This is a genomic window from Spirabiliibacterium falconis (assembly GCF_014885015.1).
GTDB classification, from domain to species: domain Bacteria; phylum Pseudomonadota; class Gammaproteobacteria; order Enterobacterales; family Pasteurellaceae; genus Spirabiliibacterium; species Spirabiliibacterium falconis.
Map to the genome: position 1 here is coordinate 166,747 of NZ_JABMIJ010000004.1, position 14,520 is coordinate 181,266.

General features: G+C 42.6%; 18 protein-coding genes. 7 read left to right on the forward strand and 11 right to left on the reverse strand.

Annotated elements, in window-relative coordinates; all coding sequences use genetic code 11:
• Nucleotides 1-8: 8 nt before the first annotated feature.
• Both HPC40_RS01795 and mprA read right to left on the reverse strand, forming a co-directional pair.
• Nucleotides 9-1,205 (reverse strand): EmrA/EmrK family multidrug efflux transporter periplasmic adaptor subunit, encoded by a 1,197-nt coding sequence (locus HPC40_RS01795; protein WP_208117771.1) that lies wholly within the window; start codon nucleotides 1,203-1,205, stop codon nucleotides 9-11.
• A gap of 30 nt (nucleotides 1,206-1,235) precedes the next feature.
• Nucleotides 1,236-1,730: a transcriptional repressor MprA gene (gene mprA / locus HPC40_RS01800; RefSeq protein ID WP_208117772.1), complete on the reverse strand. Its 495-nt coding sequence runs from the start codon at nucleotides 1,728-1,730 to the stop codon at nucleotides 1,236-1,238.
• A gap of 274 nt (nucleotides 1,731-2,004) precedes the next feature.
• Between mprA and HPC40_RS01805 the strand changes: the two genes are divergently transcribed.
• From HPC40_RS01805 to dctM, 3 genes are read left to right on the forward strand one after another with little or no spacing between them, the layout of a single operon-like run.
• Nucleotides 2,005-3,009, forward strand: coding sequence for a TRAP transporter substrate-binding protein (locus tag HPC40_RS01805; RefSeq protein ID WP_208117773.1), 1,005 nt, complete (start codon nucleotides 2,005-2,007; stop codon nucleotides 3,007-3,009).
• Nucleotides 3,010-3,068: 59 nt separating this feature from the next.
• The gene (locus tag HPC40_RS01810; protein ID WP_208117774.1) at nucleotides 3,069-3,692 is read left to right on the forward strand and encodes a TRAP transporter small permease; all 624 of its coding nucleotides are present in this window, start codon (nucleotides 3,069-3,071) and stop codon (nucleotides 3,690-3,692) included.
• Between the two features lie 9 nt (nucleotides 3,693-3,701).
• Nucleotides 3,702-4,985, forward strand: coding sequence for a C4-dicarboxylate TRAP transporter large permease protein DctM (dctM, locus tag HPC40_RS01815; protein ID WP_208117775.1), 1,284 nt, complete (start codon nucleotides 3,702-3,704; stop codon nucleotides 4,983-4,985).
• Nucleotides 4,986-5,026: 41 nt separating this feature from the next.
• Here dctM and HPC40_RS01820 read toward each other — a convergent pair whose 3' ends face one another.
• The 4 genes from HPC40_RS01820 to rsmC form a co-directional block, all read right to left on the reverse strand.
• The gene (locus HPC40_RS01820) at nucleotides 5,027-6,310 is read right to left on the reverse strand and encodes a hypothetical protein (RefSeq protein ID WP_208117776.1); all 1,284 of its coding nucleotides are present in this window, start codon (nucleotides 6,308-6,310) and stop codon (nucleotides 5,027-5,029) included.
• Complete coding sequence (gene dcd, locus HPC40_RS01825) at nucleotides 6,307-6,894, reverse strand: dCTP deaminase (RefSeq protein ID WP_208117777.1); 588 nt, start codon at nucleotides 6,892-6,894, stop codon at nucleotides 6,307-6,309. Before dcd ends, HPC40_RS01820 begins: the two co-directional genes overlap by 4 nt.
• A gap of 15 nt (nucleotides 6,895-6,909) precedes the next feature.
• The gene (udk, locus tag HPC40_RS01830) at nucleotides 6,910-7,557 is read right to left on the reverse strand and encodes a uridine kinase (protein WP_208117778.1); all 648 of its coding nucleotides are present in this window, start codon (nucleotides 7,555-7,557) and stop codon (nucleotides 6,910-6,912) included.
• A 61-nt stretch (nucleotides 7,558-7,618) separates the two neighbouring features.
• Nucleotides 7,619-8,617, reverse strand: coding sequence for a 16S rRNA (guanine(1207)-N(2))-methyltransferase RsmC (rsmC, locus tag HPC40_RS01835; RefSeq protein WP_208117779.1), 999 nt, complete (start codon nucleotides 8,615-8,617; stop codon nucleotides 7,619-7,621).
• 81 nt (nucleotides 8,618-8,698) lie between these two features.
• Here rsmC and HPC40_RS01840 point away from each other — a divergent pair, with 81 nt between their 5' ends.
• Both HPC40_RS01840 and rimI read left to right on the forward strand, forming a co-directional pair.
• Complete coding sequence (locus tag HPC40_RS01840) at nucleotides 8,699-9,124, forward strand: DNA polymerase III subunit psi (protein WP_208117780.1); 426 nt, start codon at nucleotides 8,699-8,701, stop codon at nucleotides 9,122-9,124.
• Nucleotides 9,114-9,554: a ribosomal protein S18-alanine N-acetyltransferase gene (gene rimI, locus HPC40_RS01845; protein WP_208117781.1), complete on the forward strand. Its 441-nt coding sequence runs from the start codon at nucleotides 9,114-9,116 to the stop codon at nucleotides 9,552-9,554. The genes HPC40_RS01840 and rimI overlap by 11 nt, the downstream gene beginning before the upstream one ends.
• Before the next feature lie 38 nt (nucleotides 9,555-9,592).
• Here rimI and HPC40_RS01850 read toward each other — a convergent pair whose 3' ends face one another.
• Both HPC40_RS01850 and HPC40_RS01855 read right to left on the reverse strand, forming a co-directional pair.
• A complete protein-coding gene (locus HPC40_RS01850; RefSeq protein WP_208117782.1) occupies nucleotides 9,593-9,931 on the reverse strand; it encodes a zinc ribbon domain-containing protein YjdM in 339 nt (112 codons plus the stop codon).
• A 54-nt stretch (nucleotides 9,932-9,985) separates the two neighbouring features.
• On the reverse strand, nucleotides 9,986-10,249 hold the full coding sequence (locus HPC40_RS01855) for a GrxA family glutaredoxin (RefSeq protein WP_208117783.1): 264 nt from the start codon (nucleotides 10,247-10,249) through the stop codon (nucleotides 9,986-9,988).
• A gap of 131 nt (nucleotides 10,250-10,380) precedes the next feature.
• Between HPC40_RS01855 and HPC40_RS01860 the strand changes: the two genes are divergently transcribed.
• Together HPC40_RS01860 and ycfP are read left to right on the forward strand one after the other, a co-directional pair.
• Nucleotides 10,381-11,283: an ATP-grasp domain-containing protein gene (locus tag HPC40_RS01860; RefSeq protein WP_208117784.1), complete on the forward strand. Its 903-nt coding sequence runs from the start codon at nucleotides 10,381-10,383 to the stop codon at nucleotides 11,281-11,283.
• A 74-nt stretch (nucleotides 11,284-11,357) separates the two neighbouring features.
• The gene (ycfP, locus tag HPC40_RS01865; protein ID WP_208117785.1) at nucleotides 11,358-11,903 is read left to right on the forward strand and encodes an alpha/beta hydrolase YcfP; all 546 of its coding nucleotides are present in this window, start codon (nucleotides 11,358-11,360) and stop codon (nucleotides 11,901-11,903) included.
• Between the two features lie 14 nt (nucleotides 11,904-11,917).
• Here ycfP and HPC40_RS01870 read toward each other — a convergent pair whose 3' ends face one another.
• The 3 genes from HPC40_RS01870 to nfo all read right to left on the reverse strand — a co-directional run bounded on the left by HPC40_RS01870 (nucleotide 11,918) and on the right by nfo (nucleotide 14,477).
• Entirely contained in the window at nucleotides 11,918-12,874 is a 957-nt protein-coding gene (locus HPC40_RS01870; protein WP_208117786.1) for a hypothetical protein, read from the reverse strand.
• A 206-nt stretch (nucleotides 12,875-13,080) separates the two neighbouring features.
• Entirely contained in the window at nucleotides 13,081-13,470 is a 390-nt protein-coding gene (gloA2, locus tag HPC40_RS01875; protein ID WP_408021814.1) for an SMU1112c/YaeR family gloxylase I-like metalloprotein, read from the reverse strand.
• Between the two features lie 146 nt (nucleotides 13,471-13,616).
• Complete coding sequence (nfo, locus tag HPC40_RS01880) at nucleotides 13,617-14,477, reverse strand: deoxyribonuclease IV (protein ID WP_208117788.1); 861 nt, start codon at nucleotides 14,475-14,477, stop codon at nucleotides 13,617-13,619.
• Nucleotides 14,478-14,520: the final 43 nt, after the last annotated feature.

The window sequence follows — 14,520 nt, forward strand, 5'->3', positions numbered from 1 at the left end:
ACATCACCCTATTGATGTGCATTCTCACGAATAATGCGCTCAATGAGCATATCCGCTTCTTGCTGATCATAATTGAGCGTATTGGTTGTAAATAATGGCTCTCCGCCAGCAACACTTGCAATGTTGTCGCCATCACGCTCTGCTGTATGCACCTCGACTTTGGCTGAAAGCCCTATACGCAATGGGTATTTCTCCACTTGTTCTGGCTCAAGGGCAATGCGGACAGGTACACGCTGAACCACCTTGATCCAGTTCCCCGTTGCATTTTGTGCTGGCAACAATGAAAATGCGCTACCGGTACCTGGCTCAATCCCCACCACACGCCCATCAAATTCAATATCACCATACATATCAAAATAGAGTTTAACGCTCTGTCCAATACGCATATCTTTGAGTTGCGTTTCTTTAAAATTCGCATCTACCCACACTTCTTTGCTTGGAATAATTGCCATTAATGGTGTACCAACAGCCGCCATAGCCCCCACTTGCGCACTACGTCGCGCCACATGCCCACTCACAGGAGCGACAACTTTTGTACGTTGCAAATCAAGCCACGCTTTACGCAAAGCAACAGAGGCTTGCTGCACACTCGGTTGCGATTGCAGATCACTCTCTCCTAATAATGCACGCGTAGCTGAAAGCTGGTCTTGTGCTGCTTTCAAGTCAGCGCGTGCTGCCGTTGCATTATCTTTGGCATGTTGTAATGCTTCTTGGGCAATTGCACCACTTTTACCTAACGCAATACGCCGCTCAAGGTCAGCCTGTGCTTGGTTATATGCAATCTGTTTTGCCTGCACAACCGCACTTAATTGTGATACTTGATAATGTAACTGCCCGATTTGACGAACCGCACTTGCAAGATTGGCTTTCGCTTGTTCAAACGCCAGATTTGCATTGGTATCGTCTAATGTCAGTAACACATCACCTGCGGCAACATAATCCGTATTTTCATAATTTATACTCGCAATATTGCCCGGCACTTGAGCTGAAACCATCACCTGATTGCCATTAACATAGGCATCTTCCGTTTCTTCATAGTCTTTTAGAAAGAAAAACCAGTAAAGCGTCCCTATAATGGTAATAATAATTAATAACAGAATAAAAATACTTAACGCTTTTTTACGTTTACGGGCTTTACTACTTTTTGTTTTCATTGCCACTGGTGCGGTGTTATCGCTTGTGGCAACATCCTGAGTGTTTGACATAAGTTTACCTTGTATTCTTTTTATACTGCGTTACGCTACACCGACATTATTCGCTAATTTATGTAAAATCGTGTAGAGCTGTTCAATTTCTTGTTTACTTAATCCTGCAAATGCCGCATTAATGTTTTCCCATTGTTTGGGTAAGCGTGCATTGATAAATTCGTGCCCTTCTGGGGTTAGTTTAAGCAAAAAACAACGACGATCAGACGGGCTCATCACACGTTCAATCCAGCCTCGCTCAACTAAATCGTCTGAAATGCGCGTTGCATTAGTACGTGATGAACCGAGAATTTCACTCAATTTTGATGGCTGAATCGTATAATCAGGTTGAGTAAATAGCACCGCTAACGCCATAAATAACGTATCATTCAATCCCCACTGTTTTAACAATTTATTACGATGCTCCAAATAGCCATTGACGCAGTGCATCATCAAACGAATGGTAAGCACTTTTTCAATCGGCATATCTGGCTCTGATTGAGCACATTGCTTAATAGAATTTTCTATATCAGAAAAATTGATCATCTTGTGTGGTATCTCCTTAAAATTCTTCACAAACACATAATAATGGTAGCAATAATAACATAGGTTACTATAAAAATAAATAACCTTTCATGCCCTTTACGAGAACGTACATGAACAAAAATGACGCAAATACCACAAAAGAGTGAATTAGTTGTTAAATTTTTGCGAACGAGATCAACTTTTCAGAAAAAGTTAATTTACTAAAATTTATCCATTGCTATTGTATAAAGGCAGTTTTAAGCAATTTAACTTAATAAATGAAAAGGATCGCCTTATGAAATTGAAGAAAAATCTACTTAGCGTACTCATTTCGGCAACCGCACTTGGTGCTGTATTCTCCTCAAACGCCTTTGCCGCAGAACCTATCGTGATTAAATTCTCTCATGTGGTTGCAGATGAAACCCCGAAAGGACAAGGCGCATTACTCTTTAAAAAATTAGCTGAAGAAAAATTTCCTGATCAAGTGAAAGTCGAAGTGTATTCGAACTCATCGCTTTACGGTGACGGTAAAGAAATGGAAGCATTATTGCTTAACAATGTCCAAATGCTCGCACCATCACTGGCAAAATTTGATAAATACACCCCAAAAATCCAATTATTTGATTTGCCATTCTTGTTTGATGACATTGAAGCGGTGCAACGTTTTGAAAAAAGTGACGCAGGCAAAAGCTTACTTAACAGCATGAAAGATAAAGGTATCACAGGGCTTGGCTACTGGAATAATGACTTAAAACAACTTTCCGCCAACAAAAAATTGGTTGTACCAAAAGATGCGCGTGGCTTGAAATTCCGTGTACAAAATTCAGAAGTTCTTGATGCACAATTTAAGCAGCTGCATGCCGTACCACGAAAAATGGCATTCGGTGAAATGTATCAAGGATTGCAAACAGGTGTAGTGAACGGAGCTGAAAACCCATACTCCAACATCTACTCACAAAAAATCAATGAAGTACAAAAATATATCACAGAATCCAATCACGGTTTGCTTTCCTATATGGTTATCGTCAATTCAAAATTCTGGGATGGCTTACCTGATGATGTACGTCAAGGATTAAGTGAAATCATGGAAACTGTCAGTGATAGCGTAAATAAACAATCACACGAATTTAATTTGGCAGACAAAAAACGCATTCAAGAATCTGGCACCAGTGAAATTATTATCCTGACGCCAGAGCAACGTAAAGAATGGCGTGAGGCTATGCGTCCTGTTTGGAAAAAATTTGAAGGTGCCATTGGCGCAGATCTCATCCAAGCAGCAGAAGCATCAAACACTAAATAATATATCTACACTAAAAGTGCGGTCTAACCGCACTTTGTCATACCTTAGAAGGCATAGTTATGCAGTGGTTTAATTACTTTTGGGGAAAACTAGAAGAGTTCATGATTGCAACATCACTGGCTGCAATGACGCTGGTGACGTTTAGTTATGTCATGTTCAATAATCTCTACACACCGTTTTACGATCTCGCCGACGCATTCCCATCACTAGAAACGCTCTTTTTATCAATTGGTGATTTCTGTATCACGGTGGCACAAGAGATGACGTGGAGTGTAGCATTAACAAAACTATTATTTGCTATGCTCATTTTCTTTGGTGCATCTTATGGTGTTCGTACCGCTGGGCACATTGGCGTCGATGCCATTGTGAAAAAATTCTCAACCCCCGTACAACGTGGATTAAGCATTATCGCTTGTGCGGCTTGTTTAGTATACGCAGGTCTGATTACTTTCGCCAGTTATGAATGGGTAAAAGCTCTCTTAATTGCCAATGTGGGCGCAGACGATCTACACGATTTCGGCATTCAACTATGGCATATTGGGCTTATTATTCCAATTGGTTACGGTATGATTTTTGCACGCTTTTTAGAAATTTTTGTTCGTATCTTGCAAGGTAAACAAAACGATCTTGGGCTCGCAGATGAAGCTAAAGATGCTGTGAAATTGCAAGAAGAACATCATTAAGGGGCGGTTATGACGATTTTATTTTTATTCGTATGTCTTTTTATCTTAATGCTAATTGGCGTACCGATTGCTGTGGCGTTAGGCTTATCGGGCTCACTGACTATTATTTTCTTCAGTCAAGATACGCTAAGCTCCGTTGCAATCAAACTATTTGAAACATCAGAGCACTACACATTGCTTGCGATTCCATTTTTCTTGCTCGCTGGCGCATTTATGACCACAGGTGGTGTTGCACGTCGCTTAATTGATTTTGCCAACGCAACAGTAGGTCATATCCGTGGTGGTTTAGCTATTGCTTCCGTTCTGTCCTGTATGTTGTTTGCTGCCCTTTCAGGTTCAAGTCCTGCAACCGTAGCTGCCGTTGGCTCAATTGCAATTGCGGGCATGGTGCGTTCTGGCTACCCAAAAGAATTTGGCACAGGCATTGTATGTAATGCTGGAACGCTTGGCATTTTAATCCCACCATCGGTTGTAATGGTCGTTTACGCCGCAGCAACCGAATCCTCCGTTGGGCGTCTTTTTATGGCTGGTGTCGTGCCAGGACTGCTACTTGGTGGCGCATTAATGATCGGGATCTACCTTGTTGCTCGCATAAAAAAACTTCCCGCCTTACCACGTGCCAGCGTCAAAGAATGGTTTAGAGCTGCTCGTAAAGCCTTGTGGGGCTTAATTTTGATGGTCATTATTTTAGGTGGTATTTACAGTGGTGCGTTCACACCAACTGAAGCTGCTGCCGTCGCTGCGGTTTACTCTTTCTTCGTTGCCGTATTTATTTATAAAGACATCAAATTACGCGAATGTCCTAAAGTTCTCCTTGAAGCAGGTAAATTAAGCATTATGCTCATGTTTATCATCGCTAATGCAATGCTCTTTGCACATGTACTAACAACCGAGCAAATTCCACAACAACTCACATCGTTAGTCATTGACATGGACTTGCAAGCGTGGCAATTCTTAATTGTGGTCAATATTATCTTATTAATGGCAGGGGCATTTATGGAGCCATCAGCCATTATTTTGATTTTAGTACCTATTTTATTCCCTATTGCCACGCAATTAGGCATCGATCCTATTCATCTTGGGGTGATAATGGTGGTTAATATGGAAATCGGCATGATCACGCCACCTGTCGGCTTGAATTTGTTTGTCTCATCAGCCATCACTGGTTTAACATTACCACAAGTTATCAAGGCGGCAACACCTTGGCTACTCTTGATGCTGACATTCTTAATTGCAATTACATATATCCCCGCCATTTCACTGGCACTGCCAAACTGGATTGGCGCGATGTAGCTATGCCGACAAAACAAAAACCGCACTTTAACGTGCGGTTTTTAATTTGCCTTTTTTTCTAACCATGCTTTGGCTTTGTTTTTTAGCTCTTGGCCGAGGGCTTTGTCTAACCGCACTTTGTATTGCAGGGCACTACATGGGCCGAAAAGAGACAATGGCAGGACGAGGTTTTCAAACTCCGCACGGCGCGCGTTGAGTTTGAGCTCAAACAAACATTGATGGGTGTCTAAATTCACTTTTCCTGCGCCATTGAGCCCGAAAATTGCGTTCTGCCCTTGCATTTTGCGGAAATAAAGCTCATCGCCACGCCAATCTAGGCTAACATCCAGCTGCTCAAGGGGCAGCTGTTTTTCATTGAGTTTGTCGGCGTTGTAGTACTTCACGGGTACATATTGACCGAGAATATCCAATAAATTTAAGCTATTCGCAGTAGCATTATGCACATTTAGTTGTAGATTGCCTTGTAATGGTAAATGATTTTCGCGCACAATCACACCACTAATATCAGCACGCCCCTGTACGACCACGGGGCGATCAAAAAATGTGAACCAAGGCGCAAGGGCTAAATTCTTGCCATCAATGTTGGTCATAATCCGCTCTTTTTGAAGACGCTCGGTTAACAACAATTTTCCACCCTGTTGATACAATGCCATTTCTAGCAATGAACCATTGTCTTGATTGGCAGGCACATTCACTACTGCTTTATCTATCAGCATTTGATTCAGTGCGCCTTGTTTTAGCAAAATCTGTAGCGCAGACGGTTTATACGCCACGCTCAATTCATTGGCTTCCAGTGCAAACGATTTCAATGTTTCTCGATAACTCGCACGGCTTAAACGGAATACGCCTTGATGAATTTTCACCCCATTATTAAAACGCTGCAACCAGCCACTCATTGCAATGGGGTTTTCGCCGTAATAACCTTGTAGCTGTACTTTACCAAAAGCATAGTGGCGGGGATCAATCTCACTGATCTGCATACGAATCTGCTCCGCTTGCACATCGCCTTGTTGCCACCACTGTCCGTTCGTCACAAGAATCTCACGAATATTGGCTCGCAACGTAAGCAAATGCCACCAATCAAGGCTTATTGCAATCTGCCCTGCTCGTAGCTGATGTGCATCTAGCTGATAGCGTACGTTCTCTAGGCGAACTTGTGGGGTAGGAAAATAGGCAAGATGTAGGTCAGCATACTGCAACTGCGAAATGGCACTTAAACTTTGCGCCAACCGCACTTTCGCTTGTTGCAACTGCGTAAATCCAACATAGCCAGCACCCGCTAATGCCAGCAATGCAAGTAAGCCATAGCGTTTCGCTTTGCTCACACTTTATCCTCACTAATACGGCTGGCGACCGCACTTTGCTGATTTTTATATTTAGCATTTGGGCGGTGATTATATGGGCGTGCGGCTTCACCACTTAAAATTTCAAAGCTCAAGGCACCAATCACCATTTTCGGGCGCAATGCCAATGGCAACTTACCAGAGTTGTAAAACTCCAGCACAATTTTACCTTCCCAGCCTGGGTCAATACGGTGAGCGGTTACATGCACCATCAAACCGAGCCGCGCTAATGATGAACGCCCATCAAGCCAACCAATAATATTCGCAGGCAATGTTACTGATTCATAGGTAGTTGCCAGTGCCAATACCCCAGGATGCAAAAAAAATGCTTCATCATCTTGCAAGATAATTTCATCGCTCATTACACTATCAAGCTGGCGTGAAACTTCTTCTTTTTCCCCGCTCAAGTCAATGTAGGGGGCACTATACTCTCGAAATACACGAAACGAATGCCCCAAGCGCACATCTACTGTCGCGCCATTAATTTTGTCATTATCTGGTCGCGGATCTAAACGAATAATGCCATCATCTAAGTACTTTTCAATATCACGATCACATAATCTCATAGCCGCTCCTGATGCTTATTTCAAAATTTGTAAAATCTGCGCTTTTAACATATTGATTGCAATGCGATTTTTTCCACCACGCGGCACAATCACATCGGCAAATTGTTTAGACGGCTGGATAAACTGCAAAAACATTGGGCGAACAGTCTTGCGATATTGTGATACCACCGATTCCATCGACCGCCCACGCTCTTGCATATCACGCTGTAAACGGCGAATAAAACAAATATCCAACGGCGCATCCACAAAAATAGAAGTGCTAATTTCATTGCGAATACGCTCATCCGTCAGTAGCAAAATCCCTTCTAAAATAATGATACGCTTCGGCTTAAATGTGTAAGTGCGGTTGGTCCGTGTGTGTTCGACGTAATCGTACTCAGGCACTTCAATCGCCTGACCTGCCTTGAGCTGCTGCAAATGTTGCACCAGTAAATCGTGATCCATTGAACTAGGATGATCATAGTTGGTTTGAATCCGCTGCTCAAACGTCAAATGGCTTTGGTCTTTATAATAAGAATCCTCACTGATGATGCCAATTTGGTCATCCCCCCCCACTTCTTCGCATAATTCTTTATGGATAGTAGAAGCAATAAGGCTTTTGCCCGACGCTGAAGCACCAGCAATGGCAATAATAACGGGTTTATTCGGCATAGTTTCGATCATAATGGTTTCCTGCAACACGTTTTGGCAATTATAGCAACTTTCTCGGCTAATTACAGCTAGCTTAAACAAACGCCGAATAGACTTTAAATTTATTACTCTGTGCAATCACCTTAAAGCTGCCAAAAGTGCGGTCTAGCACGTCAGGATAAGGCAAGAAAGCATTAGCAACAATTCGCAACTCGCCCCCTTTAAACAGATGATTTTTACTTTCATGAATTAAGCGTTCAGTGGCAGAAAATGCCGTAGTGAGCCCATCATGAAATGGCGGATTGGAGATAATTACGTTAAATTTTCCGTCAATATGAGAAAATACATCACTGGCCACCACTTGCCCTTGCAAATGATTTTCTGCCAATGTGCGTGTGCATGATGCGATTGCCATTGCATGAATATCACTTTGCACCAAATCAATCGCAGGATTATGCTGCTTCAAATAGGCACCAATCACGCCCGCACCACACCCCACATCAAGCACCCGCCCTGTCACCGCACTTTGCAATGTCGACAGTAAAAGTGCGGTGCCAGTATCCAATTCTGCACTGCTAAACACACCTGGAAGGCTGAAAATGCGTAACGTATTCAAATTTGGATGTTGATAAGTGCGCCAAAAGTCTTCTTGTGAAAAGGTAGGCACTCGCTCAAGTGTGAAATGATAAAGCCCACAACGGCGGGCAGAATCTATTTTTTGAACACGTCCAAAGGGGGCAAGTAACGTTTCTACTGAACGCACACCCGCACGGTTTTCGCCAACAATCAAGACCGTTTGCCCCACGCTCGCACCGCTTAATAATTGCAAGAGTTCAAACCGCACTTCTTGCTTATTTTTCCCCCAATAATATATCAGCATATCCGCCTGCCATTGGCTGTCTAAACCAAAATATAACTGAGGTAAAGTGCGGTTTTGCTGAATATAATCAAAATAAAAATTGCTCACAGACACGTTCTGAACACTCGCCTGTTGTGTGGGGAAATCATCACGCAAAAAACCGGCAAAATGCAATGATTTTCCTGCAAGCACCTCTCGATGACGTGCAATGACTTGACTTTCAACACTTAACACTACAAATCCTATTCTTTATTCGCTAAAATTGTGTCATTATACCGTTTTTTCTCGTAAATAACTCACTTTCAAGGGGCTTTTATGTCGCGCCAGCAATTTTTATTAGCCCAGATGGGCATTAGCACATGGCACATCCGTCGCCCTCAAGTGTTTCAAGGCGCAAGCCAATTGCAATTGTCGCACGACATCAAATTGCTGATTGTGCAAGATAACGCACAACTGCCCCACCCGTTTTTCGCCGACATTTTGCGTACACTCACTATCCAAGCACAACACTGCCATGTAGCAACGCCAGAGCAATTATCCCGCCTTGCCTGCCAGCATCCCATTTCGCTTTGGTTTGTTGGTACGCAAGCTAAGCTACACGCATTCAATGCTTCGTATGTCCAAAGCCAACTTGAGTTACCTGATTGGACGACATTAAAAACCGATAAACACGCCAAGCGACAACTCTGGCAACAACTGCAAGAAAGCCCGTTGCTAAGGGAAGATAATCATGCACATTAGCCCCGTCAACGAACATGATTTTACCGCACTTTATGCCATTGAATGCGCTGCTCATCACGTGCCATGGTCAAAAGGTACTCTGCTAAACAATTGCGGGGAACGTTACTGTAATCTCAAAATCTGTATGCAAAATCGTATTGTCGGCTTTGCTATTTGCCAAGTCGTGCTGGATGAAGCAACCCTATTTAATCTCGCCATCGATCCAAACGTCCAAGGGCAAGGCTTCGGGCAAGCATTGTTATCTGCCTTAATGGATACATTACGCGCAAAAGGCGTTACCACACTTTGGCTTGAAGTGCGCCAATCTAACCATAAAGCACAAAAACTGTATGACAAATTAGGGTTTCATCAGGTTAGCATTCGCCCCAATTACTATCCAACGCAAGAAGGTAAACGAGAAAATGCGATCATAATGGCGGCATATTTGTAACCGCACTTTAAAAGTGCGGTTAGTATGAAGATGAGAGATTAATTCGCTTTTTTCAAAAATTCTGACTTGAGCATCATGCTCACACCGTCGATTTTGCAATCCACATTGTGATCACCATCAACTAAACGGATATTTTTCGCTTTGCTGCCTTTTTTCAGCACTAGTGATGATCCTTTGACTTTCAAATCTTTGATTAAAATGACGCTATCACCATCGCTGAGTAAATTGCCATTTGCATCTTTGACGACAAGGCTGTCATCGTCCGTTATACGTTCATCAGGATGCCACTCAAAACCACAACTCGGGCAAACGAGATGTACGCCATCGCTGTAAACATATTCACCCTGACATTGTGGGCAGTTTGGTAAGGTTTCCATAATTCTCCTTAAAACGCCAAACGCACTGTCATAACAGTGCGTTTTATCCATCGCCTATGCCACAACTCCGAATTTTTCTTTTACAAAGGCTTCAAAATCCGTGCAACCGCCAATTGGGGTTTCATCAACAAAAATTTGTGGTACGGTTTCCACAGGTTTGCCAACTGATTTGGACAAATCTGCTTTGCTAATACCTTCTGCGATAATATCCACATAGCGATAGCTAAAGTCATCTTGATTTTTTTCCAATTTTTCCGCTAATTCTTTTGCACGCACGCAATATGGGCAGCCTGGACGACCAAAAATAACGACAAACATATTTGCTCCTTCAATAAAGTACATTAAAACAGCTTTATTTTAACTGAAATTGCCTTAAAATCGAAAAGTTTTTTCCCATTGCCGTAATTGGTGTAACATATCAATCAAATTAAACCGATAGAACAAAAAAGATGAACTTATTAATGTTGTGCCGTGAACCCCGCTTGTATAGCTGTCAACGGTTATTAGAGGCGGCGAAAAATAGTGGGCATCAGCTCGATATTCTTGACCCTAATCGATTTGTACTCAAGATCTGCAACAATCAACTTGCCTTTTTCTATCAACCGAAATACAACGAGCCTGCAACACCATTAGCCGAATACGACGGCATAATCCCCCGCTTTGGGGCTGCAAGCACGAAAATGGGTTGTGCGGTACTCAATCATTTCCACGCCCAAGGCACGCCTTGCCTTAACACCGCGCAAGCTGTTATCAATGCCCGCGATAAATGGCATAGCCTGCTTATGTTGCATCAACACCACATTCCCGTACCAAATAGTGTATTGGCTGGGCTAGAATGTGAAGCCAAATATGCGTTGGACTATATTCAAAGTCCCACCATTTTAAAAACGCTCTCTGGCGCGCAAGGCATCGGCGTGATGCTGGCAGAAAAAAAGCAAAGTGCGGTCAGTATTTTAGAAACGCTCAACAGTGCTAATATCCCGACGTTATTACAAGATTTTATTAGTGAAGCGCAAAGTGCGGATATACGCTGTTTCGTGGTGGATAATCGCATTATCGCCAGTATGCAGCGAAATGGGCAAAATGGGGAATTTCGTGCCAACGCACATCGTGGCGGGCAAGCCTGTCAAATTGAACTCAGCGAACAAGAAAAAACAATCGCATTGCAAGCCACGCAAGTGCTGGGGCTTGATGTTGCGGGCGTCGATCTCATCCGTTCGGCGAATGGCCCGCTTGTGCTAGAAGTCAACGCCAGCCCAGGGCTTGAAACCATTGAACGTGTCAGCAAAATTGACATTGCATTGCAAATGATCATCGCACTGGAAAAACGCATGGCACAAAAAAGCGATTAAGCACACACTTTTGATCTTTGCACATTGCAGCACAGGTCAAAATTAAGTAAGGTTAACACAAAAAGGAAAGCATTATGATTATTTATCTTCACGGATTTGACTCTAGCAGCCCTGGCAATCATGAAAAAATTATGCAATTAAAATTCATTGATCCCGATGTGCGCTTTATCAATTACAGCACGCTCCACCCGCGCCATGATATGCAATTTTTACTCAATGAAGTGCATAAATTGGTCAGCGAAAGCCAAGATAAATCGCCTTTAATTTGTGGCGTGGGCTTAGGCGGTTATTGGTCTGAACGCATTGGCTTTTTGTGCAATATCAAACAAGCCCTGTTCAATCCAAACCTCTTCCCACAAGAGAATATGCAAGGGAAAATTGACCGCCCCGAAGAGTACGAAGACATCAAAACCAAATGCGTAAGCCAATTCCGTGAGAAAAACCGCAACAACTGCATTGTTTTCCTCTCCACTAATGACGGCGTACTTGATTCTAACCGCACTTTTGAGGCACTCTCGCCTTACTATCAAATTGTTTGGGACGAAAATGAAACCCATAAATTCGCCAAAATCTCCCAACACCTACAACGCATCGCGAAATTTAAAAAAGGCGAATCGTAAATGAAAAAGTGCGGTCAAACCGCACTTTTACTCCCACCACAAACGGCCATTAGCCACTCAAGCAAGCCTGTAGTGATGGTAAATTGAGCAATATCACGTCCATTGATTAATCGTACACATTCACTGTATCCTTGTGGTACTGTCAAAGGTTTATCACTGGTATGATAGACATAATAAAATGCTTCGTAGTTATGCCTTTCTTGATCAAATTTTTGCAGATATGCCTCGAATTGTTCTTGTGATGTTTGCGATTTCACCTGAACGGCTGTATTTTGATTGGTTATAGGCATTCGAATCTCAAAATCAATAAATTCAATTTTTGCACCCAATGCGGAATAACGCTGCATGCCAAGACGAGAGAAAATCATATCTGCCAACATTTCAAATGTTTTAGGGTCAACAGAATACACTAATTCCTCAACGGATTTCATCAAGAGAGCATAACTCTCTTTCGCTTTTTTTACCGCTTCTGGCTCTTCGCCGTTAATTAGCATAAGAATACGCTTCTTATTTTCTTCAGAAAATTCACAAATTGTGCCTCGATAACCTGCTGTTTTAGTAATTCTGCCGTCAATTTCGCTGATCTTAAATATTCTGCCATTATCTATGGCACAGTTATGCCAGCCATCTACGGCTTGCCGAATCCGATAACCATCATCAACTTCAATAACCTCTTTTTTCGCACGGCACCAATACAGAGTTTGATTGTGAAACGTGATCCAAATAGCGTTTTCGTCAGCCGTGTAAAATGTTTTTATTTGGTTTAAATCTTGAGAAGCCACCCTCTCATTTTGATTCCGCTCTTTAACCCAATAATCTTTAACTTTATCCCAATCACCATTTAAACACATCTGGTGTTGATGGCTTATATACTTGAATTTAAGATAACCGCCCTCAATACATTCTTGGGCGAACTGACTCCCTTCCCCTAAACGGATAAAAAAAACATTGCTAGCAGTTATTTTATTCATAGCATCACCATAATTTGAGTATTAATTGACCAAATATCAATAAATTTCGCGAGTTTGCTTTCCATTTTAATTAACCTAATTAATGAAAAATGATAAGTTTTTCTTTTTTTGATAAAAAAACACTTGACATATTGACATTAAAGTCGGTTAATTTTACAGCACAGCACAGCACAGCACAGCACAGCACAAGCACTTCTTGTGCTTTTTTATATTTGGTAAAGCTCTAATGGGAGGTTGTCGGGGTCTTTGAAAAAGGTGTAGGCCTTTTGGGTAAGTGGATCAATGCGGATAGGTTCGCATATCACGCCTAAACGTGCCAGTTCAGTAACCGCACTTTGGATATTTTCCACCTTGAACGCAAGATGGCGCAAGCCGCAGGCTTCAGGCTGGTTGGGGCGTGCAGGCGGATTAGGAAATGAAAAGAGCTCAATTTGCACGCCATCTGGCAAAGCGAGATCAAGTTTGTAACTTTTTCGCTCAGCACGGTAAGTTTCTGCAATAATCTTCGCACCCAAAATGTCGGTATAAAACTGCTTCGATTTTGCATAATCTGAGGTAATAATCGCAATGTGATGTACTCCCAATAAAATAGCCATCAATACACCACCCGTCTCGCTTGGGCGTCATGTCGTTTCAAAATCACGCTGGCTAACACAATCATCAACCAATTTTGCCACATAGTTGTTCTCTTCTGATGTTAAGGTTATAACGTTGGCATTGTATAACCATTAGCCTTCCGTTGTCAGCCACAAACCGCATTTTTCGTTTCTAAACTGCGTAACCATGCAATTTCTGCTGCCCAATTTTCAGGCTCAATCGTTTCTAAAATCAATGGCATATCATCAAAGTGCGGTTGATTCATAATATAGTCAAATACTGCTGTGCCGAGTAATCCTTGTTGTAAACAATGGTGGCGATCAACACGGCTACCTAGTTCGGTTTTGCTCCCATTGAGGTGCATGCCTTTTAAATAGGTAAAGCCAACCAGACGATCAAACGCCGAAAATACCTGCTCACAGCCCTCAGGGGTTGAAATATCATAGCCACTGGCAAATAAATGACAGGTATCAAGACAAACGCCCACCCGTGTTTTATCATCAACTTGCTCGATAATCTCAGCTAAATGCTCGAAGCGACAGCCCACGTTCGAGCCTTGTCCTGCGGTGTTTTCAATCACAGCGATGACACTCTCCACCCGTTGGTGTGCCCAATTAATAGACTGAGCAACCTTGGCAAGGCATTCTTGTTCGCTAATCTGGCGCAAGTGGCTACCAGGATGAAAGTTCAATAAATGCAATCCTAGTTGCTGACAACGTTGCAGTTCATCTAAAAAGGCGTTGCGAGATTTCGCCAGCGCATCAGGATCTGGATGCCCCAAATTAATCAAATAACTATCATGTGGCAGCACATGGCGCGCACTAATGCCAGCCTCTTCCAACCGCACTTTGAATGCCCGAATACTCTGCTCACTCAATGGCTTTGCAACCCACTGACGCTGATTTTTCGTAAATAATGCAAAGGCATTTGCACCAATCAATTTTGCATTGCTAACGGCATTTTCTACACCGCCTGCGGCACTGACATGTGCACCAATGTATTTCATATGCTATCCTTACTCGTTTATATGATGTTGTGATACTATCAAA